General features: G+C 72.0%; 28 protein-coding genes. 15 read left to right on the forward strand and 13 right to left on the reverse strand.

Annotated elements, in window-relative coordinates:
* Positions 1-161 precede the first annotated feature (161 nt).
* The 6 genes from ACZ4U1_RS23140 to ACZ4U1_RS23165 all read left to right on the forward strand — a co-directional run bounded on the left by ACZ4U1_RS23140 (position 162) and on the right by ACZ4U1_RS23165 (position 6,537).
* Positions 162-1,688, forward strand: a complete 1,527-nt coding sequence (locus ACZ4U1_RS23140; RefSeq protein ID WP_467905721.1) for an ABC transporter ATP-binding protein — start codon at positions 162-164, stop codon at positions 1,686-1,688.
* Positions 1,685-2,812, forward strand: coding sequence for an ABC transporter permease (locus ACZ4U1_RS23145; protein ID WP_467905578.1), 1,128 nt, complete (start codon positions 1,685-1,687; stop codon positions 2,810-2,812). The genes ACZ4U1_RS23140 and ACZ4U1_RS23145 overlap by 4 nt, the downstream gene beginning before the upstream one ends.
* Positions 2,812-4,098 (forward strand): ABC transporter permease, encoded by a 1,287-nt coding sequence (locus tag ACZ4U1_RS23150; protein WP_467905579.1) that lies wholly within the window; start codon positions 2,812-2,814, stop codon positions 4,096-4,098. The genes ACZ4U1_RS23145 and ACZ4U1_RS23150 overlap by 1 nt, the downstream gene beginning before the upstream one ends.
* Positions 4,095-4,499 carry a cytidine deaminase gene (locus ACZ4U1_RS23155; RefSeq protein WP_467905581.1) on the forward strand — a complete coding sequence of 135 codons (405 nt, stop codon included), beginning with the start codon at positions 4,095-4,097 and terminating at the stop codon, positions 4,497-4,499. The genes ACZ4U1_RS23150 and ACZ4U1_RS23155 overlap by 4 nt, the downstream gene beginning before the upstream one ends.
* A gap of 80 nt (positions 4,500-4,579) precedes the next feature.
* Positions 4,580-5,857 (forward strand): thymidine phosphorylase, encoded by a 1,278-nt coding sequence (locus ACZ4U1_RS23160; RefSeq protein WP_467905722.1) that lies wholly within the window; start codon positions 4,580-4,582, stop codon positions 5,855-5,857.
* A gap of 95 nt (positions 5,858-5,952) precedes the next feature.
* Positions 5,953-6,537: a Uma2 family endonuclease gene (locus tag ACZ4U1_RS23165; protein WP_467905582.1), complete on the forward strand. Its 585-nt coding sequence runs from the start codon at positions 5,953-5,955 to the stop codon at positions 6,535-6,537.
* Between the two features lie 6 nt (positions 6,538-6,543).
* On the opposite strand, the gene ACZ4U1_RS23170 is transcribed toward ACZ4U1_RS23165, so the two are convergent.
* Positions 6,544-7,464: an AEC family transporter gene (locus tag ACZ4U1_RS23170; RefSeq protein ID WP_467905584.1), complete on the reverse strand. Its 921-nt coding sequence runs from the start codon at positions 7,462-7,464 to the stop codon at positions 6,544-6,546.
* Between the two features lie 68 nt (positions 7,465-7,532).
* Between ACZ4U1_RS23170 and ACZ4U1_RS23175 the strand changes: the two genes are divergently transcribed.
* Positions 7,533-7,919, forward strand: coding sequence for an STAS domain-containing protein (locus ACZ4U1_RS23175; RefSeq protein ID WP_467905586.1), 387 nt, complete (start codon positions 7,533-7,535; stop codon positions 7,917-7,919).
* Here ACZ4U1_RS23175 and ACZ4U1_RS23180 read toward each other — a convergent pair.
* Both ACZ4U1_RS23180 and ACZ4U1_RS23185 read right to left on the reverse strand, forming a co-directional pair.
* On the reverse strand, positions 7,803-8,816 hold the full coding sequence (locus ACZ4U1_RS23180; RefSeq protein ID WP_467905587.1) for a sigma-70 family RNA polymerase sigma factor: 1,014 nt from the start codon (positions 8,814-8,816) through the stop codon (positions 7,803-7,805). The two genes, ACZ4U1_RS23175 and ACZ4U1_RS23180, sit on opposite strands and share 117 nt — an antisense overlap.
* A 150-nt stretch (positions 8,817-8,966) precedes the next feature.
* A complete protein-coding gene (locus ACZ4U1_RS23185; protein ID WP_467905588.1) occupies positions 8,967-10,256 on the reverse strand; it encodes an MFS transporter in 1,290 nt (429 codons plus the stop codon).
* 63 nt (positions 10,257-10,319) lie between these two features.
* Here ACZ4U1_RS23185 and ACZ4U1_RS23190 point away from each other — a divergent pair, with 63 nt between their 5' ends.
* Positions 10,320-11,282 (forward strand): LysR family transcriptional regulator, encoded by a 963-nt coding sequence (locus ACZ4U1_RS23190; protein ID WP_467905589.1) that lies wholly within the window; start codon positions 10,320-10,322, stop codon positions 11,280-11,282.
* 84 nt (positions 11,283-11,366) lie between these two features.
* Here the strand turns inward: ACZ4U1_RS23190 and ACZ4U1_RS23195 are convergent, their stop codons facing one another.
* Entirely contained in the window at positions 11,367-12,128 is a 762-nt protein-coding gene (locus ACZ4U1_RS23195) for an alpha/beta hydrolase (RefSeq protein WP_467905591.1), read from the reverse strand.
* A 134-nt stretch (positions 12,129-12,262) separates the two neighbouring features.
* Between ACZ4U1_RS23195 and ACZ4U1_RS23200 the strand changes: the two genes are divergently transcribed.
* Together ACZ4U1_RS23200 and ACZ4U1_RS23205 are read left to right on the forward strand one after the other, a co-directional pair.
* Entirely contained in the window at positions 12,263-13,426 is a 1,164-nt protein-coding gene (locus tag ACZ4U1_RS23200; RefSeq protein ID WP_467905593.1) for an adenosine deaminase, read from the forward strand.
* 150 nt (positions 13,427-13,576) lie between these two features.
* Positions 13,577-13,960, forward strand: a complete 384-nt coding sequence (locus tag ACZ4U1_RS23205; RefSeq protein WP_467905594.1) for an ATP-binding protein — start codon at positions 13,577-13,579, stop codon at positions 13,958-13,960.
* Positions 13,961-14,034: 74 nt separating this feature from the next.
* Here ACZ4U1_RS23205 and ACZ4U1_RS23210 read toward each other — a convergent pair whose 3' ends face one another.
* The 5 genes from ACZ4U1_RS23210 to afsQ1 form a co-directional block, all read right to left on the reverse strand.
* Positions 14,035-14,235, reverse strand: coding sequence for a PspC domain-containing protein (locus ACZ4U1_RS23210; protein ID WP_356151172.1), 201 nt, complete (start codon positions 14,233-14,235; stop codon positions 14,035-14,037).
* Between the two features lie 112 nt (positions 14,236-14,347).
* Positions 14,348-14,911, reverse strand: coding sequence for a VanZ family protein (locus ACZ4U1_RS23215; protein ID WP_467905596.1), 564 nt, complete (start codon positions 14,909-14,911; stop codon positions 14,348-14,350).
* An 80-nt stretch (positions 14,912-14,991) separates the two neighbouring features.
* Positions 14,992-15,591, reverse strand: coding sequence for a hypothetical protein (locus ACZ4U1_RS23220; protein ID WP_467905597.1), 600 nt, complete (start codon positions 15,589-15,591; stop codon positions 14,992-14,994).
* Positions 15,588-17,183: an ATP-binding protein gene (locus ACZ4U1_RS23225; RefSeq protein WP_467905599.1), complete on the reverse strand. Its 1,596-nt coding sequence runs from the start codon at positions 17,181-17,183 to the stop codon at positions 15,588-15,590. Before ACZ4U1_RS23225 ends, ACZ4U1_RS23220 begins: the two co-directional genes overlap by 4 nt.
* Positions 17,180-17,857: a two-component system response regulator AfsQ1 gene (gene afsQ1, locus ACZ4U1_RS23230; RefSeq protein ID WP_031024517.1), complete on the reverse strand. Its 678-nt coding sequence runs from the start codon at positions 17,855-17,857 to the stop codon at positions 17,180-17,182. Before afsQ1 ends, ACZ4U1_RS23225 begins: the two co-directional genes overlap by 4 nt.
* A gap of 251 nt (positions 17,858-18,108) precedes the next feature.
* Between afsQ1 and ACZ4U1_RS23235 the strand changes: the two genes are divergently transcribed.
* Positions 18,109-18,843: a SigE family RNA polymerase sigma factor gene (locus ACZ4U1_RS23235; protein WP_467905601.1), complete on the forward strand. Its 735-nt coding sequence runs from the start codon at positions 18,109-18,111 to the stop codon at positions 18,841-18,843.
* 188 nt (positions 18,844-19,031) lie between these two features.
* Here the strand turns inward: ACZ4U1_RS23235 and ACZ4U1_RS23240 are convergent, their stop codons facing one another.
* Positions 19,032-19,631 (reverse strand): uridine kinase family protein, encoded by a 600-nt coding sequence (locus ACZ4U1_RS23240; protein ID WP_467905723.1) that lies wholly within the window; start codon positions 19,629-19,631, stop codon positions 19,032-19,034.
* A 160-nt stretch (positions 19,632-19,791) separates the two neighbouring features.
* Here ACZ4U1_RS23240 and ACZ4U1_RS23245 point away from each other — a divergent pair, with 160 nt between their 5' ends.
* A complete protein-coding gene (locus ACZ4U1_RS23245; RefSeq protein ID WP_467905602.1) occupies positions 19,792-20,193 on the forward strand; it encodes a hypothetical protein in 402 nt (133 codons plus the stop codon).
* 88 nt (positions 20,194-20,281) lie between these two features.
* Here ACZ4U1_RS23245 and ACZ4U1_RS23250 read toward each other — a convergent pair whose 3' ends face one another.
* From ACZ4U1_RS23250 to deoC, 3 genes are read right to left on the reverse strand one after another with little or no spacing between them, the layout of a single operon-like run.
* Positions 20,282-21,166, reverse strand: coding sequence for an aldehyde dehydrogenase family protein (locus ACZ4U1_RS23250; RefSeq protein WP_467905604.1), 885 nt, complete (start codon positions 21,164-21,166; stop codon positions 20,282-20,284).
* Complete coding sequence (locus ACZ4U1_RS23255) at positions 21,159-22,595, reverse strand: aldehyde dehydrogenase family protein (RefSeq protein ID WP_467905606.1); 1,437 nt, start codon at positions 22,593-22,595, stop codon at positions 21,159-21,161. The genes ACZ4U1_RS23250 and ACZ4U1_RS23255 overlap by 8 nt, the downstream gene beginning before the upstream one ends.
* Before the next feature lie 5 nt (positions 22,596-22,600).
* Complete coding sequence (gene deoC, locus ACZ4U1_RS23260) at positions 22,601-23,560, reverse strand: deoxyribose-phosphate aldolase (RefSeq protein ID WP_467905724.1); 960 nt, start codon at positions 23,558-23,560, stop codon at positions 22,601-22,603.
* Between the two features lie 136 nt (positions 23,561-23,696).
* Between deoC and ACZ4U1_RS23265 the strand changes: the two genes are divergently transcribed.
* From ACZ4U1_RS23265 to ACZ4U1_RS23275, 3 genes are all read left to right on the forward strand, one after another.
* Complete coding sequence (locus ACZ4U1_RS23265; protein ID WP_467905608.1) at positions 23,697-24,398, forward strand: PH domain-containing protein; 702 nt, start codon at positions 23,697-23,699, stop codon at positions 24,396-24,398.
* Between the two features lie 72 nt (positions 24,399-24,470).
* Complete coding sequence (locus tag ACZ4U1_RS23270; RefSeq protein ID WP_467905610.1) at positions 24,471-26,135, forward strand: hypothetical protein; 1,665 nt, start codon at positions 24,471-24,473, stop codon at positions 26,133-26,135.
* Positions 26,136-26,143: 8 nt separating this feature from the next.
* Positions 26,144-26,311, forward strand: a complete 168-nt coding sequence (locus tag ACZ4U1_RS23275; protein WP_467905612.1) for a hypothetical protein — start codon at positions 26,144-26,146, stop codon at positions 26,309-26,311.
* Positions 26,312-26,351 lie beyond the last annotated feature (40 nt).

Genomic DNA, 26,351 nt, shown 5'->3' on the forward strand with positions numbered 1-26,351 from the left:
CCTGTCGGAGCCCCCCGCCGAGCCATAACAATGTGTCAACTCTACGCGTGTAGCGTGGAGTTGCCGCGCTAGCGTCGCCGACGCCCTTGCCCCCTCCCCGCAGCCCCTTTCCCCGAGGAGAGTGCGCCATCAACGCGTCCAGCCCTCCCGCTGCCGTCGAACTGCGCGGCATCACCAAGCGTTTCCCCGGCGTCGTCGCCAACCGCGACATCGACATCACGGTCCGTTCGGGCACCGTCCACGCCCTGTGCGGTGAGAACGGCGCCGGCAAGTCCACCCTGATGAAGATCCTCTACGGCATGCAGCAGCCGGACGAGGGCACCATCACCGTCGGCGGCGAACAGGTCGTCTTCCACAACCCCGGCGACGCCATCGCCCGCGGCATCGGCATGGTGCACCAGCACTTCATGCTCGCCGACAACCTCACCGTGCTGGAGAACGTCGTCCTCGGCGCGGAGAAGCTGTACGGCATCGGGGGCAAGGCCCGCGCCAAGATCAAGGAGATCTCCGACGCCTACGGCCTCGGCGTCCGCCCCGACGCCCTGGTCGAGGAACTCGGTGTCGCCGACCGCCAGCGCGTGGAGATCCTCAAGGTCCTCTACCGCGGCGCCAAGACCCTCATCCTGGACGAGCCCACCGCCGTCCTCGTGCCGCAGGAGGTCGACGCCCTCTTCGACAACCTGCGCGAACTCAAGGCCGAGGGCCTCACCGTCATCTTCATCTCGCACAAGCTGGGCGAGGTGCTCTCCGTCGCCGACGAGATCACCGTCATCCGGCGCGGCACCACCGTCGGCACCGTCGACCCGCGCGGCACCACCCCCAAGCAGCTCGCCGAGCTGATGGTCGGCAGCGAACTGCCCACCCCGGAGACCCAGGAGTCCACGGTCACGGACGTGCCGATGCTGAAGGTGGACGGCCTGCACCTGACGCAGACCGACCTCGACGGCGTCGAGCGGATCATCCTGGACGAGATCTCCTTCACCATCCACAAGGGCGAGGTCCTCGGCATCGCCGGCGTGGAGGGCAACGGCCAGTCCGAACTGGTCGAGGCGATCATGGGCATGCGTCACCCGGACGCCGGCGTCGTCACCCTCGACGGCACCGACATCTCCCACGCCCCAACCCGCCACCGCCGCGAGTCCGGCATCGGCTACATCCCCGAGGACCGCCACCGCCACGGCCTGCTCCTGGAAGCACCGCTGTGGGAGAACCGCATCCTCGGCCACGTCACCGAGAAGCCCAACTCGCGCGGCGGACTGCTCGACCTCAAGGCGGCCCGCGCCGACACCCAGCGGATCGTCGAGGCCTACGACGTCCGCACCCCCGGTATCGACGTCACCGCGGCCTCGCTGTCCGGCGGCAACCAGCAGAAGCTGATCGTCGGCCGCGAGATGAGCCACAACCCCAAGCTGCTCATCGCCGCCCACCCCACCCGCGGTGTGGACGTCGGCGCGCAGGCGGCCATCTGGGACTACATCCGCGAGGCCCGCCGCGAGGGCCTGGCCGTACTGCTGATCTCCGCCGACCTGGACGAGCTGATCGGCCTCTCCGACACCCTGCGGGTGATGTACCGCGGCCGTCTGGTCGCCGACGCCGACCCCGCCACGATCACCCCCGAAGAGCTGGGCTCCGCCATGACGGGTGCGGCCACCGGCCACCTGGAGCACACAGAGGACGACGAGCGATGAACAAGCTGACCCAACGCATCGACAAGGAGCGGATGCTCCTCGGCATCGCCGCGCCGCTGCTCGCGGTCGTCGCCGCGCTCGTCGTCACCACCCTGGTGATCCTCGCAACCGGCAAGAACCCCGGCGACGCCTTCAGCGACATGGTGACCTACGGCTTCGCCAGCGACAGCCAGGTCTACATCCTGAACAAGGCGACGACCTACTACCTCGCGGGTGTCGCGGTGGCCATCGGCTTCCGCATGAACCTGTTCAACATCGGTGTCGACGGCCAGTACCGGCTCGCCGCGTTCATCGCCGCCGTCCTCGGCGGGGCGCTCACCGTGCCCGGCTGGATCGCCATCCCGCTGATCATGATCTGCGCCATGGCGACCGGCGCCCTGTGGGCGGCCATCGCCGGCATCCTCAAGGTGACCCGGGGTGTCAGCGAGGTCATCGCGACCATCATGCTGAACTCGATCGCCACCGCGATCATCGCCTACCTGCTCCAGCCCGGAAAGCTCGGCCAGCTGGACCAGGCCGGCACCCTCGTCTCCACCAAGCCGCTGCCGTCGTCCTCGTACTTCTTCAGCTTCGACACCGGCCCCGCCGGTGAGCTGTGGGGCTTCATCGTCATCGCCGCGGTCGTCGGCGTCGCGTACTGGTTCGTGCTCGGCCGCACCCGGTTCGGCTTCGACCTGCGCACCGTCGGCCAGTCCGAGAGCGCGGCCGGCGCCAGCGGTGTCTCCGTGAAGAAGATGGTCGCCACCAGCATGATCATCTCGGGTGCGGTGGCCGGTCTGATCGGCATGCCGACCCTGCTGAACGACAGCCACCAGTTCAGCAACGACTTCCCGGCCGGTATCGGCTTCACGGGCATCGCCATCGCGCTGCTCGGCCGCAACCACCCGATCGGCATCGCGCTCGGCGCCCTGCTCTGGGGCTTCCTGGAGCGCACCACCAACCACCTGGAATTCCAGGGCTACGACAAGGAAATCCTCGGCGTCATCCAGGGCGTCATCGTGCTGTGCGTCGTCATCGCCTACGAGGTCGTACGCCGCTACGGCATGAAGCGCCAGCAGCAGAAGGTCGGCGCCGAACTCGCCGCGCAGGCCGCCGCCGCGACGAAGAAGCAGGAGGTGGCGTGATGACTGCCACGATGACCGACGCGCCGCCGCCCGCGGCTCCCAAGGCGTCGGGCGCCCCCCAGCGCTCCGGCCGCTCCCTCGGGCTGACCCTCATGATCGTCGCGGGTGCGCTGCTGCTCCTGGCCGCCGTCCGCATGATCACCGGCGCCAACCAGCTCGACTCCGCCGGACAGGTCGCCGCCGCCCTCGGCCTCGCCGTACCGATCGGCCTCGCCGGACTCGCCGGCCTGTGGTCCGAGCGGGCCGGCGTGGTCAACATCGGCCTCGAGGGCATGATGATCCTCGGCACCTTCGGCGCCGGCTGGGTCGGCTGGCAGTCCAGCCCCTGGCTGGGCCTGCTGTGCGGCATCGGCTTCGGTGTCCTCGGCGGCCTGGTGCACGCCGTCGCCACCGTCACCTTCGGCGTCGACCACATCGTCTCCGGTGTCGCCGTCAACCTGCTCGCGCTCGGCGCCACCCAGTACCTGGCCAAGCTGTTCTTCGCCGAGGGCAAGGCCGCGGAGGCGGGCGGCAACCCCAAGCAGTCCCCGCCCGCGGACTCGCTGCCGGACGTCACCATCCCCGGCCTCTCGGACGGCCTCGCCTCCATCGAGAAGCACCACTGGTTCCTGGTCTCCGACCTCGCCGGCATCATCGGCGGTCTGATCACCAACCTGTCCGTGGTCACGATCCTCGCCGTGCTGCTGTTCGTCGGCAGCTGGTGGCTGCTGTGGCGCACCCCGTTCGGGCTGCGGCTGCGCTCCTGCGGTGAGAACCCGGTCGCCGCGGAGTCCCTCGGCGTCAACGTCTACCAGTACAAGTACGCGGCCGTGGCCATCTCCGGCGGCCTCGCCGGCCTCGGCGGCGCCTTCCTGGCGCTGGTCACCTCGCACACCTACCTGGAGGGCCAGACCGGAGGCCGCGGCTACATCGGTCTCGCCGCGATGATCTTCGGCAACTGGCGCCCCGGCGGCCTGGCGATGGGCGCGGGCCTGTTCGGCTACTCCGACGCGCTCCAGCTCCGCAACGGCGGCGTCACCGTCCACGCCCTGCTCCTGCTGCTGGTCGTCCTGCTCGCGCTGCTGGCCGGCTGGAAGCTGTACAAGAAGGCCCTCGTGCAGGGTGTGGTCAGCGCCGTCATGGCCGCGCTGGTCCTGGTCTGGTACCTGCTCACCGACGAGGTCCCGAGCGACTTCGTGGGCGCCACCCCGTACGTCGTCACCCTGCTCGTGCTGTCCCTCTCGGCGCAGCGCCTGCGGATGCCGAAGGCGGACGGCATGCGCTACCGGAAGGGCCAGGGCAAGTGACCCAGGAAGCCGCCGACTTCGACTGGGAGGCGCTGCGGGAGGTGGCGCGGGAGGCGATGTCCCACGCCTACGCCCCGTACTCCGGCTTCCCGGTCGGGGTCGCGGCCCTGGTCGACGACGGCCGCACGGTCACCGGCTGCAACGTGGAGAACGCCTCCTACGGCCTCGGCCTGTGCGCCGAGTGCGGCCTGGTCTCCGACCTCCAGCGCACCGGCGGGGGCCGTCTGACGCACTTCACCTGCGTGGACGGCACCGGCGGCCTGCTGGTCCCGTGCGGCCGCTGCCGCCAGCTGCTCTACGAGTTCGGCGGCCCGGACCTGCTCCTGGACACCCCCGAGGGGGTCCTCCCGCTCTCCGAGATGCTCCCCCAGGCCTTCGGCCCGGGCCATCTCACCCAGTAATGCCGTACGGCCCCCCTGCCCCGCTCGCAGGGGGGCCGCACACTTCGCACCTCCCGGAAGGAACCACACCCGCCATGGCCATGGACGCCATCTCCGTGATCCGCACCAAGCGGGACCGCGGCGAGCTGACCGACGAGCAGATCGACTGGGTCATCGACGCGTACACCCGCGGCGAGGTCGCCGACGAGCAGATGTCCTCGCTCGCCATGGCGATCCTGCTGAACGGCATGAACCGCCGCGAGATCGCCCGCTGGACCGCGGCCATGATCGCCTCCGGCGAGCGCATGGACTTCTCCTCGCTGTCCCGCCCGACCGCCGACAAGCACTCCACGGGCGGCGTCGGCGACAAGATCACCCTCCCGCTGGCACCCCTCGTGGCGGCCTGCGGCGCGGCCGTCCCGCAGCTCTCCGGCCGGGGCCTCGGCCACACCGGCGGCACCCTCGACAAGCTGGAGTCGATCCCCGGCTGGCGCGCGCTGCTCTCCAACGAGGAGATGCTGCACGTCCTGGACACCACCGGCGCGGTGATCTGCGCGGCGGGCGACGGCCTGGCCCCCGCGGACAAGAAGCTGTACGCCCTGCGTGACGTCACCGGCACGGTCGAGGCGATCCCGCTGATCGCCTCGTCCATCATGTCCAAGAAGATCGCGGAGGGCACCGGCTCCCTGGTGCTGGACGTGAAGGTCGGCTCGGGCGCCTTCATGAAGACGATCGAGGACGCCCGCGAGCTGGCCTCCACGATGGTGGGCCTGGGCACCGACCACGGCGTGAAGACGGTCGCGCTGCTGACCGACATGTCCACCCCGCTGGGCCTCACCGCGGGCAACGCCCTGGAGGTCCGCGAGTCGGTGGAGGTCCTGGCGGGCGGCGGCCCGGCGGACGTGGTCGAGCTGACGATCGCCCTGGCCCGCGAGATGCTCGACGCGGCGGGCATCAAGGACGCCGACCCCGCCAAGGCCCTGGCCGACGGCTCGGCGATGGACGTCTGGCGCCGGATGATCGCGGCGCAGGGCGGCGACCCGGACGCCGAGCTGCCCACGGCGAAGGAACAGCACGTCGTCAAGGCCCCGTCGTCCGGTGTCCTGACCCGCCTCGACGCGTACGACATCGGGGTCGGCGCCTGGCGTCTGGGCGCCGGCCGCGCTCGCAAGGAGGACCCGGTGCAGGCGGGCGCGGGCATCGAGATGCACGCCAAGCCGGGCGACACGGTGACCGAGGGCCAGCCCCTGCTGACCCTGCACACGGACACCCCCGAGCGCTTCGAGTACGCGCTCCAGGCGGTGGAGGGCTCGTACGACATCGCGGCCCCGGGCACGGCCTTCCAGGCCACGCCGGTGGTGCTGGAACGTATCGCCTGACCAGGGGATTTCCCTTTCGAGTGAACGGGACCGGTGGACCGCCGCCGGTCCCGTTCGGCATGCTGGGATCGGTGACGCACCGATAGGAGACCGCCGTGAGCGCACTCACCGTCAGCCAGGACCCCGACCAGAACTGGGACGACCTCGTCCGGTACTGGGAGGAGATGGAATGGCCCGAGGGCAGCAAGGTGGAGATCATCGAGGGGATCATCACCGTGTCACCCACTCCCGCGTTCCGCCACAACGTGATCGCGGCCCGCATCCAGCGTCGCCTCTACTCCGTGATCCCTGAGGACTGGGAGATCTTCCAGACCCAGTCGATCGCCGTGCCGTCACGGCTGGGCATGTTCATCCCGGACCTGCTGGTGACCCCGGTGCAGGAGCCTCCGGAGACGGACTCCTACATCCCCGCGGCCCTCGCCGAACTCGTCGTCGAGGTGACCTCCAGGTCCAACGCGCGCCACGACCGTGTCAGCAAGGCCGCCGCGTACGCCACCGCGGGGATCCCGCTTTACTTCCTTGTCGACCGCTGGGCTCCCGGAGGCCCCACCGCGACCCTCTACGGGGAGCCCAAGGGCGACGTCTACCGGGTCCTCAAAGCGGTCAAGTTCGGCGATCCCATCGAGCTGCCGGAACCGCTCGACCTCACCATCGACACCGGCGAGTTCCCCGTCGACTGACCGGCGTCACCCCAACACCGCCGCCACCCCCACCAGCACCGGCACCGACACCACCGTCGACAAGAGCACCGACTCGCGGGCCAGGGACTCGGCCACGCGGTAGCGGCTGGCGTAGGTGAAGAGGTTCTGGGCGCCGGGGAGGGCCGCGGTCACCACCACGCCCAGCAGGGCGGCGTCGTGCAGGCCGAAGACGGCGCGCGCCAGCGCCCACGCCACCAGCGGCTGGACCAGCGACTTCAGCACGACGGACAGCAGGACCAGGCGGCTGTCCCGCCCCCGGCCGGGTGCCGGGTTGCCGTGCAGGGACATGCCGAAGGCCAGCAGGGCCGCCGGGACGGACATGTCGCCGAGCACGGTGAGGGGGTTCAGGAGCGGGCCGGGCAGCTGCCAGCCCACCGCCGACACCACCACCCCGGACACGGATCCGACGGCTATCGGATTCCGCAACGGTGTCAGCAGGCGCCGCCACACCGTCCCCTTCGCGCCCGTGCCGGACAGGTCCAGCACCGTGAGGGCGACCGGCGTCACCAGCACGACCTGGAAGAGCAGCACCGGCGCGACCAGGGACGCGTCGCCCAGCACATACGCGGCGATCGGGATGCCGAGGTTGCCCGAGTTGACGTAACCGGAGCACAGCGCACCGATCGTCGTACGGCCCACCCCCCAGCGCCGTACGACACCCGCCGCGACGAACACCCCGGCGGCCGCGGCCGTACTGAGGGCCGTCACCAGCAGGCGGGCGGAGAAGAGGACCGAGAGGTCGGCACGCGCGAGGGTCGTGAAGAGGAGCGCGGGACCGGCCAGGCTGAAGGCGAGGCGCGTCAGCACCTCGCCGCCCTGTGCGCCGAGCGTCCCGCGCCGCCCGAGCACATAGCCCACCCCGATGACGACCGCGATCACCGCGAACCCGCTCAGCACCCCCGCCACAGGGCCAACCCTGCGGGGCGGGCGGTGAACCGGTCAATGTGATCCCCGAGACGCCCGGACGTACTCCGATGAGTTCCGCCCGCCCCCTCGGTCTACCGGACGTGGATGCCGAGACCCCCGCCGTGCTGGTGCTGCCCGGGCCCGTTCGCCGTGACGCGGTGCCCGGGCTCTGTGCCGAGGTCCGGGCGTTGCTGGAGGGCGGTGGGGCCCGGGTGGTCGTGTGTGATGTGGGCGGTCTCGGGCCGCCGGGGCTCGCGGCCGTCGATCTGCTCGCCCGGCTGGAGCTGGCCGCCCGCCGGGCCGGCGGGCGGATCCGGCTGCGGGACGCCGATCCCGCGCTACACGCCCTTCTCGACCTCGTCGGGCTCCGCTTCCAGGTGGAGGGGCAGACCGAAGAGCGGGAACCAGCGCTGGGTGTCGAGGAAGCAGTGGAATCCGGTGATCCGGCCCTCTGAGATCTCCAGCACCTGCACCGCCCACGGGGTGAACCCGCCGTTCTCCGGGTCCGGCTTGTAGTGCGCGAAGCCCGGCAGGCCGTTGGCCTGGACCGGCAGCAGGCGGGAACCGGCACAGGACGCGCCGAGGGTGGTCATGAAACCGGTGATGTCGGCGGTGCCGCGCAGCCACAGGTCGAACGGCGGCATCGTCATGATGGCGTCCTCGTGCAGCAGCGCCGTCAGCGCCGTCATGTCATAGCCCTCGAAGGCCTTGACGTACCGCTCCAGGAGCTTCTGCTGCTCCTCGTCCAGCGGGTCGGACACCGCGCCATCGGCGCCCGCGTCCCCCCGCTCCGCGAGCGTGGCCCGGGCCCGCTGCAACGCGCTGTTCACCGAGGCGACCGAGGTGCCCAGCAGCTCGGCCACCTCGCTCGCCTTCCACGCGAGCACCTCCCGCAGGATCAGCACCGCCCGCTGCTTGGGCGGCAGCTGCTGCAGGGCCGCCATGAAGGCGAGCCGGACCGACTCCTTGGCGACCGCGGCCTCCGCCGGGTCCTCCACGGTCGGCAGCACGCGCGCGTCCGGCATCGGCTCCAGCCAGGTGTTGTCCGGGCGCGGGGAGAGCGCCGCCCGGGCGAGGGGCGTCGAGTCCGTCAGGTCCATCGGCCGCGCCCGCTTGTTGCCCGCCGCCAGCATGTCCAGGCACACGTTCGTCGCGATCCGGTACAGCCACGAGCGCAGGCTGGAACGGCCCTCGAACTTGTCGTAGCTCCGCCAGGCCCGCACCAGGGTGTCCTGCACCGCGTCCTCGGCCTCGAAGGAGGAGCCGAGCATCCGGTAGCAGTACCCGGTCAGCTCGGTCCGGTGCTTCTCCAGTGCGACGTCGAGATCCGCCGTCGCCGTGCTGTTGCCCATCGTCCACCCACCCCTGTGGCCGTTCCCTGTAGCGCCCCTTCGCGCCCCAGCACTTGGGAAGCTACCGCAGCCCACTGACAATGGCCCCCGGAGTCGGAGAAAGCCCAGCTCAGAGTGGTTGCTTTCGGCAGACGAGCGGCGTGTGCCGGCTCAGTGCGCGCCCACCGGCTCCCGCCGGGCCGCCACCCGGGCCGCCCGCGAGCCCAGGACGGTGATCGTGACGACACCGAGGACCGCGAGGAGACCGACGCCGACCGTGCCGCTCCAGCCGTCCGCGTGGAAGGCCAGCGCGCCGACCGTGCTGCCGACGCTGGAGCCGATGTAGTACGCGGACTGGTACAGCGCCGACGCCTGGGCGCGGCCGTGCGTGGCCGTCTTGCTGACCGCCGACGACGCCACCGCGTGCCCGGCGAAGAAGCCCGCCGTGATCAGCACCAGGCCCAGCAGGACCAGGACGAGGGAGGCGGTCAGGGACAGCAGCAGACCCGCCGCCGTCGTACCGCCCGCCAGGTACAGCGCGCCCCGGCGGCCGAACCGGCCCACCAGCCGGCCCGCCGTGGACGCGGACACCGTACCCACCAGGTAGACCAGGAAGATCGAGCCCACGATGCCCTGCGGCAGCCCGAACGGCGCCGCCGTCAACCGGTAGCCGATCACCGTGTAGACCCCGCCGAACACCGTCATGAACAGCGCGCCGATCGCGTACAGGCGGCGCAGCAGCGGGTCGGAGAGGTGACCGCGGACCGTGCCGAGCAGCACCCGCGGGCGCAGCGAGCCCGCCGTGAAGTGCTTCGGGGCCGGAAGCAGCAGCCGGAACGCCACCGCGCACGCGACCGCCAGCGCGCCGATCACACCGACCGAGATCCGCCAGCCCCACTCCTGCGCGACCCAGCCGGTGATGACCCGGCCGCTCATACCGCCGACGCTGTTGCCGGCCACGAACAGCCCGATCGCCGTGACCAGTGCCTTCGGCCGCACCTCCTCGGCCAGGTACGCGGTCGCCGAGGCCGGCAACCCGGCCAGCGCCGCGCCCTGCACCCCGCGCAGCACCACCAGCGCGCCGAGCGAGGGGGCGAAGGGCACCAGCATGCCGACGGTGACGGCGACGGCCAGCGAGGCCGTCATCACCGTACGGCGCCCGAAGCGCTCCGACAGGGCGCTCATGGGCAGGACGAACAGGGCCAGTCCGCCGGTCGCGGCCGCCACGGTCCAGCTCGCCTCGCTCGCCGCGACCCCGAACTCCCCGGAGATCAACGGCAGCAGCGCCTGCGTGGAGTACAGGAGGGCGAAGGTCGCGACGCCGGCGAGGAAGAGGGCGAGGCTCATCCGGCGGTAGCCGGGACCGCCCGGGGTCATACGGGAGTCGGAGTCGACGTCGGAGGAGGACACGGACGGGACGGCGCCCACGCTGGTGGACGCCCCGGTACTGGCGGGAGACATGCCTCGACCGTACGTACGACCTCTCTCATGCGTCCAATGCATGGAATGGCGATAATCGTTCCCATGGCGCATCAGCAAAGCTCACAGGCTCGACTGTCACCGTCCGGTGACACAGAAGACACGGCTGAGATGTCGAGGTTGCTCGCGCCCCGCCTCGCCTACTTCGCCGGCGTGGCCCGCACCGAGCACGTCACCCGGGCCGCGCACGAGATGAACGTCCCCCAGTCCACGCTGTCCCGGGCGATGGTCCGCCTGGAGCAGGACCTGGGCGTCGACCTGTTCGCCCGGCACGGCCGCACGGTCTCGCTGACCACCGCCGGCCGCACCTTCCTCGCCTCCGTCGAACGGGCCCTCGCCGAGGTCGAGCGAGCCGTCGAGGAGGTCCGCGCGGACGCCGACCCGGCCACCGGCAAGGTCGCCTTCGGCTTCCTGCACACCATGGGCGCCGAGACCGTACCCGGACTGCTGCACGCCTTCCGCGCCGACCACCCGCGCGTCCGCTTCAGCCTGGTCCAGAACTACGGCGAGGCGATGCTGGAGCGGCTGCGCGCCGGCGAACTGGACCTCTGCCTCACCTCACCGGTCCCCGACGCCCCCGACCTGGTCGCCCGCCGCCTGGACGAGCAGAAGCTCCGCCTGGTCGTCCCCGCCGACCACCGCCTGGCGGCCCGCCGCCGCATCCGCCTGGCCGAGGCCGCCGAGGAAACCTTCGTCACCCTCGAACCCGGCTACGGCCTCCGCCGCATCACCGACGACCTGTGCCGCCAGGCGGGCTTCCGCCCGAGGGTCGCCTTCGAGGGCGAGGAGGCGGAAACCCTGCGGGGCCTGGTGGCGGCGGGCCTGGGCGTGGCCCTCCTGCCCCCGCCGACCGTCCCCCGCCCGGGAGTGGTGGAACTGACGGTCACGGCCCCGAGAGCGGCCCGCGAGATCGGCGTGGCCTGGCTGGCGGACCGCCCGGACACCCCGCCGGTGGCCGCCTTCAAGAAGTTCCTGCTCTCGAGAAGGGGCAACCTGCTTCCCGCCTAGGGGCAGCCGACCCAGGGACGCGATGGAACTGGGCGACACGCCACGACGCACCCGCGCCCCGAACACCGCGGCACCCGCCGCCCCCTACCGCTTCAACGACTTCCCGAACCCCGCGGCCAACGGCATCCGGAGCCCGATCGGCGGCGGCGCGGCCAACGCGTCCTCGACAGGGCGGGACACGCGGTGTCCGAACAACGCGCCCATCACGAAATCCACCGCCAGACACAGCACCTCGTCCCGGTGCCCGTGCAACCCGTGTCCGTCGGAGTGCACTTCGAACCGGCACACCTCCCGGTTCACCTTCTTCGCCCGCGCCGCGAACCGGAACGACAGCTCGGGATCGGTCCGTTCGTCGTTCGTGCCGTGCGCGATCAGCACTCGGCGCCCGACCAGCTGTTTCACCGGCTCGGCCGGCGCGGCGACGTCCTCCTCCGGCAGCCAGGGAGCCAGTGCCACCACGGAGTTGACGGCCTCGTGACCGCCGGTCCGGAGCGCCGCGCGTCCGCCCATGTCGACGCCGGCCAGGCACACGGGCACGTCCCCGTACCGTCGTACGACCTCGTCGGCGGCCCACTCGGCGTCCGCCGCCAGATGGGCCTCGCTGCCGTTCCAGCCGCGGTAGCGGTAGTGGACGGGATGGACGACCAGCCCCTCGGTCCGGCCCGCGCGGGCGAGCGCGCGGCCCAGGGAGCGGATGAGGGTCATCGCCCGGACGGGGGACGGCCGGCGGACGGAGACCTCCTCCCCGCCGGGGAGCAGCAGCACCGCTCCGCTCACCGACGTCGGCTCCCGGCCGACTGCCCTTCCCAGCCTGGCCGTTCGGACCGGCGTCGCTTGCTGTCCCATGACAGAACAGTGTCAGAAGGCGCGGTGTACCAAACCCGTCCGTGGGGTCACCGTTGCGTATCGACGGAAAAGCGCCGGGAAACAGCTGCCGCGCGCACCGGGCCCTCTACGCGCGTAGGCGTTAGAGTGCGGAAATGACGAGCCAGACCGCACCGACCGGGAACGCCCCCACAGAGGACCAGATCCGCCGGGCGCCCAAGGTACTGCTGCACGATCATCTCGACGGCGGGCTCCGCCCGGGCACCGTTGTCGACCTCGCCCGCGAGACCGGCTACTCCGAGTTGCCCGAGACCGACCCGGACAAGCTCGGGATCTGGTTCCAGGAGGCCGCCGACTCCGGCTCGCTGGAGCGGTATCTGGAGACCTTCCGGCACACCGTCGGCGTGATGCAGACCAGGGAGTCGCTGGTCCGGGTCGCCCGGGAGTGCGCCGAGGACCTCGCCGAGGACGGCGTCGTCTACGCCGAGGTGCGGTACGCGCCCGAACAGCACCTCGACGCGGGCCTGACCCTGGAAGAGGTGGTCGAGGCCGTCAACGAGGGGTTCCGGCAGGGCGAGCGGCTGGCCCGGGAGAACGGGCACCGGATCCGGGTCGGCGCCCTGCTGACCGCCATGCGGCACGCGGCCCGCTCCCTGGAGATCGCCGAACTCGCCAACCGCTACCGGGACGCGGGCGTGGTCGGCTTCGACATCGCGGGCGCCGAGGCCGGCTACCCGCCCACCCGGCACCTGGACGCCTTCGAGTACCTCAAGCGGGAGAACAACCACTTCACCATCCACGCCGGCGAGGCCTTCGGGCTGCCGTCGATCTGGCAGGCGCTGCAGTGGTGCGGCGCCGACCGGCTCGGCCACGGGGTGCGGATCATCGACGACATCGAGGTCCGCGAGGACGGCTCGGTCAAGCTCGGCCGGCTCGCCTCCTACGTCCGCGACAAGCGGATCCCGCTGGAGCTGTGCCCCAGCTCCAACCTGCAGACCGGAGCCGCGCCCTCCTACGCCGAGCACCCCATCGGGCTGCTGCGCCGGCTGCACTTCCGGGCCACCGTGAACACCGACAACCGGCTGATGTCGCACACCACCATGAGCCGGGAATTCGAGCACCTGGTCAAGGCGTTCGGTTACACGCTGGACGACCTTCAGTGGTTCTCCGTCAATGCGATGAAATCAGCGTTCATTCCTTTCGATGAACGACTCGCGATGATCAATGACGTCATCAAGCCCGGATATGCCGAGCTGAAATCCGAATGGCTGTTCCGGCAGACCGCGTCTACCAGCGGTTCTGTCGGTTCGGAGGCGTAGTCATCGGTGTTTACCGGCTCGGAATGCGGACGTACTTTCACAAGGCGTCCGCATTTCGGTGTTTGCGGCGGGCGGCCCGGGATGTTTACGGTCGTGGACCGCTCAGATCGTTTGTGATCTCCCGTCTCCGCATGCAAGGACGCATTCACCATGAAGCAGTCTGCTGCCAAGACCCTCGGTGTCGCCGCCCTCGGCGCCGCTTTCGCCGCCGCCGGCGCGGGCGCGGCGACCGCGGCCCCGGCCAGCCCGGACGCCGGCCAGACGCTGGACACCGTCACCAGGACGCTGCCGCCCGAGCAGGTCATCGAGGCGCTGCCGGACAGCGGCGCGGTGAAGACGCTGAAGCCCGTCGCCAAGCGCGGTGTCGCCGCGGCGCTGCCGGCCGCCAAGACGGGGGCGCGCGCCGCGCAGCCCGTCGCCGAGAGCGTCGTCGCCGAGGGCCCGACCAAGCCGGTCGCCGGCCTGCTCGGCGGACTGCCGCTGAAGGGCCTGCCCACGCACGGCGTGCCGATCAACGGGGTCCCGGTCGGCTGAGCCCGGCTTCCGTACGACGCGCGGGGCGCTCCGGCATGTCCGGACGCGCCCCCGTGGCGTACCCGCGCCCGGACTCACCAGGCCGTACGGGCCTTGTCCTCGGACGGCAGCAACAGCCACAGCGCTATGTAGAGCAGGAACTGCGGGCCCGGCAGCAGGCAGGACACCAGGAAGATCACCCGCATGGTCGTGGCCGAGGTGCCGAAGCGCCGGGCCAGTGCGGCGCAGACTCCGCCGATCACGCGGCCGTGGGTGGGGCGGGCAAGGGCGGTCATGTCGGCTCCTCCGTGGTCGTCGGCCCGCTGACGATGCGAGCCGGTGGCGGGCCCCTGTGCGGGACCTCGACTGCCTTCAACGGTACGGAGACGAACGGGACGAAGCGTCACTCTAAGGGGCGATCCCGACCCTGGGAATCGTCGGGGTACGGCCCTGAGACAGCTCCTCCTGGACGGTGACCGCCGTCCCGGCCGCGCCGGGTTCCCGCGCGTCCCGCCGCCGCAGCCAGGCCCGGCCCGCCGGTACGACGGCCAGGTGGGCCAGGACGACGCCCGCCGTGTTCAGCAGCAGCGAGTCGACGTCCACGACGCGGCCCGGCACACCCGTCTGCAACAGGGCGATGCCCAGGGAGATCAGCGCGCCGGCCGCGGCCGTACGGAGCAGGGACGCGAGCGGTGAGACGGTGAGCCTGCCGTGGGCCATCGGCAGCAGCACGCCCAGCGGCGCGAGCAGCGCGAGACCCTCGCCGAGGGGTCTGGCGGCCCCGGGCCAGCCGAGCGCCAGGTCGGCCCTGATGCCGGCCAGTGGTCGCAGGTTCGGGGGCATCACCCAGGGGACGTCCAGGGGACGCAGCATCAGCCAGGCGACGAGGGCGAGGTGTGCGACGAGGAGGACACCCCCTGTCACACGGACGCGGATCGCGGCGCTGCCGCCGATGGAGCCTTGACGCTGCACGAACCCCTAGACGCGGGGGTCGGCATGATTGGTTCCGCCATGGAAACATTCGGCCGGCCGCAGCGCGCGGCGCGCCTCCGCTAGGCGCCCGCCACCTCGCCGGAAGGCGGCTGCGTGCTGCCCGGGTGGTCGCGGAGGTCGTCCGTGCACTCGTAGCGGCGGAGGGGGCCGTCGGGGCCGCCCAGGATGACCGAGCCGTCGTCCTCCGTGGCCGCCGAGTCGGACAGCGTGCACACCAGCTGGGCCAGGGCGTAGGAGGTGAGCCGCGAGGGTGCCGTGCTGAGGCGGAGGGTGTCCTCGGGGTCCTTCGGGCGGGGCCCGCTCACCCCGAGGCCGCCCGGCACATACGTCGTGTACCCCGCGGAGCGCTCCGCGGGGGACGGCGACTTCGCGAGCTGGTCCAGCAGCCCCTGCGCCACTATCACCCGGCGCTTGGCGTCCGGGGTGCCCTCCGGGACCCGCACGGCCCGGTCGACGGCCACCAGGGACGCCCCGCACAGCAGGAAGACCTGGACCGGCACCCCCCGGCCGGCCTCCGTGGACAGGTCGGGCCCGGCCAGCGTGCACGGCACCCGGGACGGCGCCGGCCCGAAGTCGGTCGGTACCTCCGTGGCCCGGATGCCGCAGCCGGTGAGCAGCGCGCCCAGGAGGGGCAGCGCCAGCAGCCGTCGTACGGTCATGACCCCTCCTCTCCTGAGCTGTCTCTGTCTCTGTCGGTGCTGGTGTCCTTGGGTCCTTCGTCGCCCTCCTCGGTCAGCCGCGAGGCGTCGCGTGGCAGCCGCAGGGTGAACACCGCGCCGCCCTCCGGGGAGTTGGCCGCGGTGATCTCACCGCCGTGGATGTGGGCGTTCTCCAGGGCGATGGACAGGCCGAGGCCGCTGCCCTCGGAGCGCGGGCGGGAGGCGCTCGCCTTGTAGAAGCGGTCGAAGACGTGCGGCAGGACGTCCTCGGGGATGCCGGGCCCGTGGTCGCGGACCTGGATCTCGACCGAATCGTCCGCCTCCCGGACCGACACCCGCACCGGCGAGCCGCCGTGCTTGAGCGCGTTGCCGATCAGGTTGGCGAGGATGACGTCCAGGCGGCGCGGGTCCAGCTGGGCGTGGATGCCGCGCTCGGCGTCCAGCTCGACCGCGTCCAGCCAGGCCCGGGCGTCGATGCAGGCGGTGATCTGGTCGGCGACGTCGACGTCGTCCAGGACCAGCCGGGCGGTGCCCGCGTCGAAGCGGGTGACCTCCATCAGGTTCTCGACCAGGTCGTTCAGCCGCCGGGTCTCGCTGACCACCAGCCGTACGGCCGGCTCGATCATCGGGTCCATGCTCCCGGTCTCCGCCTCCAGCTCCTCCTCCAGCACCTCCGTGACGGCGGTGATGGCGGTGAGCGGGGTACGCAGCTCATGGCTCATGTCGGCCACGAAGCGGCGGGACGCCTCGTCCCGCGCGGCCATCTCCGCGACCCGCTGCTCCAGTGCCTCGGCCGCGTTGTTGAACGTCCGGGACAGATCGGCGAGTTCATCGGTGCCGGAGACCCGCAGCCGGGTGTCCAGCTTGCCCTCGCCGAGGCTCCGGGCGGCCACGCCGAGCCGGTGCACCGGCTTCAGCACGGTCGTGGCGGCGGCCTGCGCGAGCAGCGCGGCACCGATCAGCGCGAGCCCGGTGGCGATGCCCAGCGACCAGGCCAGCGAGTTGAGGTCCTTGGCCTCCGGCTCCAGCGACTTCGCCATGTAGCCGGTCGGACCGCCGCCGATGACGCGCGTACCGGCGACCAGGTACGGCGTGCCGTGGTCCACGACCCGCTGCCAGTACAGGTGGTACGGCTCCTTGTTGGAGTCGGTCACCTTCTGCCGCTTGGTCACGGCGGTGCGCAGCGACTCGGGCACGTCCTCCAGCGCGAAGCCGTTGATGCCGCCCGAGTTGCCGTACACCGTCTTGCCGTCGGCGTCCTCGGCGACCAGCAGCACGCTGAAGCGCTGGCTGCTGGCGGCCATCTGGCCTGCCGCGCGCTGCAACTGGTCCTGCGTCGGATGCTCCGGCAGCGCGCCCGCGCGGTTCTGCATCTCCTGCCGGAAGTCGCGCAGCACCGCGTCCTGGGCGCGGGTGAGCACCGCCTCCCGGTTGAGCCAGTAGGCGATGCCCGACGCCGACACCGCGGCGGTGAGCGCGACCAGACCGAAGACCAGTACCAGACGCAGCCTCAGGCTGGTGAACCTGAGCCGTGACAGACTTCCCTTGCGCCCCGCGGCCCAGCCGCGCAGCCCCCCTTGCTCGTCGGTCACTGAGGCGCGTCCAGGCGGTAGCCGACACCACGGACGGTACGGATCAGCGTCGGGGACGAGGGGACGTCCTCGACCTTGGCGCGCAGCCGCTGCACACACGCGTCGACCAGGCGCGAGTCACCGAGGTAGTCGTGCTCCCACACCAGCCGCAGCAGCTGCTGCCGGGACAGCGCCTGACCGGGCCGCCGGCTCAGCTCCAGCAGCAGCCGCAGCTCGGTCGGGGTCAGCTGGAGGTCCTCGCCGTTCTTCGTCACGGTCATCGCCGAGCGGTCGATGACGAGGCTGCCGAAGGTCGCCGAGTCGCTGGACTCGCGCTCACCGCGCCGCAGCACGGCCCGGATCCGGGCGTCCAGCACCCGCCCCTGGACGGGCTTGACGACGTAGTCGTCGGCGCCGGACTCCAGCCCGACCACCACATCGATGTCGTCGCTGCGCGCGGTCAGCAGGATGATCGGCAGCTGGTCGGTGCGCCGGATGCGCCGGCACACCTCGAACCCGTCGATGCCGGGCAGCATCACATCCAGCACGATCAGGTCCGGCCGCTGCTCGCGCAGCAGCTTCAGACCGTCCTCGCCGCTGGCAGCGGTGGCCACCCGGTGTCCCTGGCGCGTCAGGGAGAGCTCCAGGGCCGTACGGATGGCGTCGTCGTCCTCGATCAGCAACAGGGAAGGCACGGGCTCATTCTGGCCCATGGAGGGGGTGCCGTACGACCTCCCGGCCATCTCCTGTCGGCGGGGTTGCCCTGGCGCCGTCACCTGTGCGCCGTGTGTGACCGGCCTGGGCGGGACCCCTGTGACAGGTCTGTGACAGTCGGCGGACACGGCCATGAAGTGATCCCGGCAGTCTTTTGGTCACGGGCCGGACGGGCAGCCGGAACCGGCCCGGCAAGACCGATTCACCGGAAGTCCACGACGGGGAGCGCGAGATGAACACGCTGCACAGCATCAGCACCAGCGCAGTGGTCACGCGTCTGCACGACGTGCACCGGGGATCCGAGAAGTCCGGTGCCGTGAGCGGGCGGGGGTGCGCTCGCGGCACCGGGCGTCAGCACACCGCCTATATGACGGTGGTCGACGGCCGGGGGGATGCTCACGGGGGAGCCGCGTACAGGGAGGACTCGGGGGAGCGCCGCTCGCTGACGGAGGCGGAGTTCACCGCCTACGTCCAGGAGCGCCGCGCCTCCCTGTACGCCACCGCCTACCACCTGACCGGCGACCGTTTCGAGGCCGAGGACCTGCTGCAGAGCGCGCTGTTCTCGACGTACAAGGCCTGGGAGCGGATCAGCGACAAGGCGGCGGTCGGCGGATACCTCCGCCGCACCATGACCAACCTGCACATCAGCGCCTGGCGGCGCCGCAAGCTCAACGAGTACCCGACCGAGGAACTGCCGGAGACGCCCGGCGAGACGGACGCGATGCGCGGCACCGAGCTGCGCGCGGTCCTGTGGCAGGCGCTGGCCCGGCTGCCCGAACTCCAGCGCACCATGCTGGTCCTGCGCTACTACGAGGGCCGCACGGACCCGGAGATCGCGGAGATCCTCGGCATCAGTGTCGGCACGGTGAAGTCCAGCATCTGGCGCTCGCTGCGCCGGCTGCGCGAGGACGAGGTCCTCAGCTTCGGCCGTGACCAGGAGGACGCCTTCGGCGAACTGGTCGCCTGAAGGTCCGGGGGGACGGGGGAAAACGGGGGATCAGGGGGGGACCACGGGGGACCGCTGGGGGGCGGGCCTTCGGGGGAAAACGGGGGAGCGGTACGGGGGAAAACGGGGGAGCAACAGGAACGGGACTGGTAGGCCGGGGGGCCCTGCCAGTCCCGCTTTCGTGTTCCCCGCTTCCCTGCCTACGGACGCTACGCCGCCGCCTCCTGGCGCACCTGCCGGTCCGCCGCTGCCGCCAGCCGGCCCAGCGCCTCGTCCCGGTCGCACGGGTGCGCGCCGAGGGACACCTGGCGGGCGACGATCGACCGCTCCGCCCGCATCAGCCGCCAGCCGCGGCGCAGCAGGAACGGCACCGACTTACGGCCCTCCCTCAGATCGCGCACGAAGCGCCGCCGGAAGGTGGTGACCGGGCCGCGCGACAGGCACAGCGCGTCCGCGAGCACACCCAGCTCCCGGCAGCGCTCGACGATCTCCGCGGCGAAGATGCCCTCCGCGATGAACAGCGGGGTACGCCCGATGTGCAACGTCTCCTCGCCGGTGCGGGCGCTCAGCGCGAGGTCGTACACCGGCACCGGGGTCGACCCCGTCGCGCACAGCCGGAGGATGGCCTCGACCGCGACGTCCGCGTCCCACGACTCCGGGTGGTCCCAGTCGATGTCCGAACTCCCCTCCACCAGGGGCAGAGTCGGGTCGTCACCCTCCTTGTAGAAGTCGTCCAGGCGCAGCACGGGGAGCCCGGAACGGGCGGCGACAAGTGACTTGCCCGAGCCCGAGGGGCCGCACAGCAGCACGACACGGGCGGGGGGCGGGGGATGAATGCTCACGGAACACCAGTTTGACGCATGGGGGGCGCCCTGCCGACCCCGCGGGTCGGCTTTTGAGCGTGAGTCTCACCTCAACTACCCTACGTGTCGACCGCATTACCCTGCGCACCAGAAGGTGGCACCAGCGATGGCCCGACACACCTCTTCCGAGCACCCGACCGCGCAGCGCGCCCTGATCGCCCTCGTGACCGCCGGAGCGGCCCTGGGCGCGGGCGCGGGCACGGCGTCCGCCGACTCGATCCCCGGCGTGGGCGTCAACTACCGCCCCGTCGACATGGGCAACATCGACCCGCAGGCCGGCATGCGCGCCGCGACGGGCATCGTCGGCTACGTCACCGGCCCGGTCGCCGGCCTCAAGCCCAACCCGCTGGCCGGCACGGGCGTCGACCCGCTGGACAACGGGGTGGGCACCCAGCTGGCCGACTTCCAGCCGGTCGGCTCCCAGACCCTGACCCGCCCCCTGGCCCAGGCCCCGTCCCTGGGTAGCGTCCCGGTGCTGGGGCAGGCCTTGGGAGCGCTGGGTCACTGAAAGCGCCCGAAGGGGCGCGGGGAACTGCGCGCTCAGCCGAGGCGAACCCGCACCCGGCAGACGACAGCAGCTCCCCGCCCGGATCCCGTCAGTAAGAAGACCCCGACGCGCCGAGCGACCCCGTCGGATGCCACACCGTCTTCGTCTCCAGGAACGCCGTCATCCGCTCGGTCCCGGGCGTCTCGAAGTAATCCACAGCCTGTGGACGCAGGACGCGCTTCAGATTGTCGGCCGCCGCGATCTCCAGCTCCTTCGCCAGCACCTCGTCCGCGCCCGCGAGGTCGATCGCGTTGACGTCCTGGTGCGCGGCGAGCGGCGCCGCGAGTTCCGCCGTACGGCCGGACAGGACGTTGACCACGCCGCCCGGGACGTCGGAGGTGGCCAGCACCTCGCCCAGCGACAGGGCCGGCAGCGGGGCCTTCTCGGAGGCGATCACGACCGCGGTGTTGCCGGTGGCGATCACCGGGGCCACGACCGAGACCAGGCCGAGGAAGGACGACTCCTGCGGGGCCAGGACGGCGACCACGCCGGTCGGCTCCGGGGAGGAGAGGTTGAAGTACGGGCCCGCGACCGGGTTGGCGCCGCCGATCACCTGGGCGATCTTGTCGGTCCAGCCCGCGTACCAGACCCAGCGGTCGATCGTCGCGTCCACGACGGCCGCCGCCTTGGACTTCGACAGGCCCTCCGCGTCGGCGACCTCCCGGACGAACTGCTCCTTGCGGCCCTCCAGCATCTCCGCGACGCGGTAGAGGACCTGGCCCCGGTTGTAGGCGGTCGCGCCGGACCAGCCGCCGAACGCCTTGCGCGCGGCGACCACCGCGTCACGGGCGTCCTTGCGGGAGGAGAGGGGTGCGTTCGCCAGCCAGTTGCCCTTGGAGTCGCTCACCTCGTACACCCGGCCGCTCTCGGAACGCGGGAACTTCCCGCCGACGTACAGCTTGTAGGTCTTGAAGACGCTCAGACGGTCAGACATCGAGGTATGCCTCCAGGCCGTGGCGGCCGCCCTCGCGGCCGAAGCCCGACTCCTTGTAGCCGCCGAACGGCGAGGTCGGGTCGAACTTGTTGAACGTGTTGGACCAGACGACACCCGCGCGCAGCTTGTTCGCCACGGCCAGGATCCGGGAGCCCTTCTCGGTCCAGATGCCGGCCGAGAGGCCGTACTGGGTGTTGTTCGCCTTGGCGACCGCCTCGTCCGGCGTGCGGAAGGTGAGGACCGACAGCACCGGGCCGAAGATCTCGTCGCGGGCGATGGTGTGGGCCTGGGTGACGTTCGTGAAGAGCGTCGGCGCGAACCAGTAGCCGGAGGCCGGCAGCTCGCAGGCCGGGGACCAGCGCTCGGCGCCCTCCGCCTCGCCCTGCTCGGCCAGCGCGGTGATCCGGGCGAGCTGCTCGGCGGAGTTGATCGCGCCGATGTCGGTGTTCTTGTCCAGCGGGTCGCCGAGGCGGAGCGTGGACAGGCGGCGCTTGAGGGAGTCCAGCAGCTCGTCCTGGACCGACTCCTGGACCAGGAGACGGGAGCCCGCGCAGCAGACCTGGCCCTGGTTGAAGAAGATGCCGGTGACGATGCCCTCGACGGCCTGGTCGATGGGGGCGTCGTCGAAGACGATGTTGGCGCCCTTGCCGCCCAGTTCGAGGGTGAGCTTCTTCCGCGTACCGGCGACCGTGCGGGCGATCTCCTTGCCGACGGCCGTGGAGCCGGTGAAGGCGACCTTGTTGACGTCCGGGTGCGCGACCAGCGCGGCGCCCGCCTCGCCGTAGCCCGGGAGGATGTTGACGACACCCTTGGGCAGGCCGGCCTGGCGGCAGATGTCCGCGAAGAACAGGGCGCTCAGCGGGGTGGTCTCCGCCGGCTTCAGCACGACCGTGTTGCCGGTCGCCAGCGCCGGGGCGATCTTCCAGGCCAGCATCAGCAGCGGGAAGTTCCAGGGGATGACCTGGCCGGCGACGCCGAGGGGCTGCGGGTTCGCGCCGAAGCCGGCGTGGTCGAGCTTGTCGGCCCAGCCCGCGTAGTAGAAGAAGTGCGCGGCCACCAGCGGGAGGTCCGCGTCGCGGGTCTCCTTGATGGGCTTGCCGTTGTCCAGCGTCTCCAAAACCGCCAGCTCGCGGCTGCGCTCCTGGATGATCCGCGCGATGCGGAACAGGTACTTGGCGCGCTCGGAGCCGGGCAGCGCCGACCACTTCTCGAAGGCCTTGCGGGCGGCCTTCACCGCGCGGTCGACGTCCTCGGTGCCGGCCTGGGCGACCTCGGAGAGGACCTCCTCCGTCGACGGGGAGACCGTCTTGAAGACCTTGCCGTCGGCGGCCTCGGTGAACTCGCCGTCGATGAACAGGCCGTACGAGGGGGCGATGTCGACGACCGAGCGGGACTCGGGCGCGGGTGCGTACTCGAATGCGGATGCCATGGGGATCAGTCCACCGTCACGTAGTCGGGGCCGGAGTAGCGGCCGGTGGCCAGCTTCTGACGCTGCATCAGCAGGTCGTTCAGGAGCGAGGAGGCGCCGAAGCGGAACCAGTGGTTGTCCAGCCAGTCCTCGCCCGCGGTCTCGTTGACCAGGACCAGGAACTTGATGGCGTCCTTGCTGGTGCGGATGCCGCCGGCCGGCTTCACACCGACCTGGACACCGGTCTGCGCGCGGAAGTCGCGGACCGCCTCCAGCATCAGCAGGGTGTTGGCGGGCGTGGCGTTCACCGCCACCTTGCCCGTCGAGGTCTTGATGAAGTCGGCGCCGGCCAGCATGCCGAGCCAGGAGGCACGGCGGATGTTGTCGTACGTCGACAGCTCGCCGGTCTCGAAGATGACCTTCAGACGGGCGCTGTCCCCGCAGGCCTGCTTCACGGCGACGATCTCGTCGTACACCTTCAGGTACTTGCCGGCGAGGAACGCGCCCCGGTCGATGACCATGTCGATCTCGTCGGCGCCGGCGGCGACGGCGTCACGGACGTCGGCCAGCTTCACATCGAGGGCGGCACGGCCGGCCGGGAAGGCGGTGGCCACCGAGGCGACCTTCACGCCGGAACCGGCGACGGCCTCCTTGGCGACGGCCACCATGTCGGGGTAGACGCAGACCGCGGCCGTCGTGGGGGTCGTACGGTCCGTGGGGTCGGGATGGACCGCCTTGGCGCCGAGCGCCCGGACCTTGCCCGGGGTGTCCGCGCCTTCCAGCGTCGTCAGGTCGACCATCGAGATGGCGAGGTCGATGGCGTACGCCTTCGCGGTGGTCTTGATGGAACGGGTGCCGAGAGACGCGGCGCGCGCCTCCAGGCCGACCGCGTCGACGCCGGGCAGCCCGTGGAGGAAGCGGCGCAGCGTGCTGTCGGACGCGGTGACGTCCCCGAGAGCGTGAGCTGTGGGTGCGGTAGTGGGCATGGTCACCAGACGAGCATATCTACGCGCGTAGCGGCTGTACACCCCCGCTGCTCACAACGGGGTGGGAGATCACGGATGAGCGCCGGTTCCCGGGCGCGGGGCCGCGCCGTCGGCGGTGTCGTGCAGAATCGGGGCCATGACCACCCCGGATCACCCGTCACCCGCGTCACCGCCTCCGGCGTCCGCCGCCAAGGACCGGATCTACCGCTCGCCCCTGGGCCTCGCGGGCGGCGTGCTGCTGCTCCTGGTCGTCCTCTGGCTGGGCTTCGACGCACTGGTCAAGGGACACGGCCGGACCCCGTGGCTGGCGCTGGCCGGGCTGATCCTGATCGTGCCGGTGGTCATCGCCTTCACGCTCCGCCCGGCGGTCTTCGCGAACGAGGACCGGCTGCGCGTCCGCAACCCGCTGCGGGTGATCACCCTGCCCTGGGGCGAGGTCGCCTCCCTGCGCTCCGGCTACTCCAACGAGGTCGTCGCCAAGTCCGGCACCAAGTACCAGATGTGGGCCGTCCCCGTCTCGCTGCGCGCCCGCAAGAAGGCGGCCCGCCGGCAGCAGCGGGCGGCGGCGGACGCGGCCCGGGGCGTGACACCGGGCACCCGGGGCGGAGCCCTCGGACCCGGCGTCCTCGGCCTCGGTAGCTTCAGCCTGCGCGGCCCCGACACCGGGCCGACCCGCGCGGAGACCGACCAGATCGTCGACGACCTGCGGGAACTCCTGGAACACCGCGGGGAGGCCGAGTCGGCACAGGGCGAGGTCACCGTGCGGTGGGCCTACGAGGTGGTGGCGCCGGCGGTCGCGGGGGCCGTGCTGCTGGCGATTCTGCTGGCTGTGGGCTGAGGGGCGCGGCCCCTGCGGCGGACGGCCGGCGTGCGGTGCCGTCGTTCGCCGCTGTCGAGTGTCTGGAATGTGATGAGTACGACCCCCGGGCCACTGCCGCGGCCGCCGCTGCCGCTGCCCGCCGCAGCCCTGCCCGACGGCTGCCCCTCCTGGAGCGGTGAGCACGCCCGCCGCTGGCTCGACGCGCTGCCGCCCCGCTGGGTGCCCCTGCCCTCCCGGAACCGGCACCTGCTGACCGCGCTGTCCGCCGCCGTGGCGGCCACCGGGCTGCTGGTGCTGCCCGCCGGATGGCACCCGTGGACCGCCGCGCTGCTCGCGCTGCACGCGCTGTGGCTGTCCGCGCGCCCGGAGATCGTCCCGGTGTCCGCGCCCGTGCTCGCGGTGCTGCTCCTGCTCCTGCGGCCCGGCATGACCTGGCCGGAGACCACGGCCGCCGTGACCGTCCTGGCCTCGGTGTGGGCGGCGGCCGTACCGCGGCTGCTGGCCCGGCGCCGGCAACGGGAACGGGCCCTGGACGCGGCCGGCGGCATGACCGCGCCGCTGCCGGACGCCGGCCGGCCCCTGCCCCGCGGCCGGTTCCTCATCGTGTGCGGAGGCGTCCTGCTCGCGCTCGGGCTCGGTGCCGTCGCCGTCACCCCGGGTCACCCGTCCGACCCGTCCGAGGCGGCGCTGCCGGCGTTCGCCTGGCTGGTCGCGGGCCAGGGCCTGACCACGCTGCTCTCCGGGCTGCTGAGCCGCCGCCGGGCCACCGCCCTGCGCGCGGCGCCGGCGCCCGTACTGCGGGTGCTCGTGCGGGAGGGCGCCGACGGCGACACGGAGGTGTTCGCCGCCGACGACACGGCCGCGCTGCGCCCCCTGTTCCGGGTCGCCGTCACGGAGGCCGAGGACGCCGCCGGGGAGGACGCCGAGGAGGAGCTGGACGAGTTCCTGGCGCGGATGGACCGGGAGGGGCCGGGGCCGCTGCGGGAGGCCCTGCTGTACGGCGTGCCCTGCGACGGCGCCGAGATCCTGCTGGTCACGGCCGCCGAGGCGGCGGACGCGCCGCCGGTGGCGGAACGGTCGTCGGGACCCGTGCGGCCGCTGTCCGAGGTGTCGGTACGGCGGCTGCCGGCCGGAGAGAAGCGCCGGGCGGCCCGGGAGGCGTCGTACGCCGAGCTGCGGCGAGCCGCAGGGGAGGCCGTCACCCGGGAGACGGAGACGGGCGGCACGGCCCCGGCGGGCGTACGGCAGTGGCGGGCGGGGCTGCTGGACCGGCTCCGTGCGCTGCTGCTGGTGGTGTGGGCCGGCGTCGTCCTCTGGGGCGAGACCGGCGGCTGGCGTCACACGCTCTGCGCCCTCGCCGGATTCGCCGGGGCGCTGTGGCTGCCCCAGTGGCTCGCCTGGCGGATCACCGCGGACCGGGAGGGGCTGTGGCTCAACGGGCTGCGCGGCCCCCGGCAGCTGCGCTGGGACGACATCAGGACCGTCGCGTGCACCGGCACCGAGCTGAAGCTGGACAGCCGGCGGGCCTCCTTCACCAGCTGGTCGGCGCACGCGCCCCGCTGGCCGTGGCTGGAGCGCAGGTTCGGGCTCGTGCACCCGTACGAGCGGACCGCCGCCGAGATCACCGCCCTGTGGCGTGACCCCTCCCTGCGCCCGTCCGTGTCGGCCGACGGCCGGCAGCGGGGCCGGTCGCTGTGGCCCCTGGGGCTGGTGCTGGCGGCCGGTTGGGCGGGGGTCCTGCTGTTCGTGTCCTGAGGCCGGGTGTGCCGTATGCGTACGAGCGGGCCGCCGGGGGGATCGTCGCTCTGTGGCGCGATCCCTGCCTGCGGCCGTCCGTGTCGGCCGACGGCCGGCAGCGGGGCCGGTCGCTGTGGGCCCTGGGGCTGGTGCTGGCGGCCGGTTGGGCGGGGGTCCTGCTGTTCGTGTCCTGAGGCCGGGTGTGCCGTATGCGTACGAGCGGGCCGCCGGGGG

It is taken from the genome of Streptomyces sp. NPDC028928 (genome assembly GCF_055564915.1).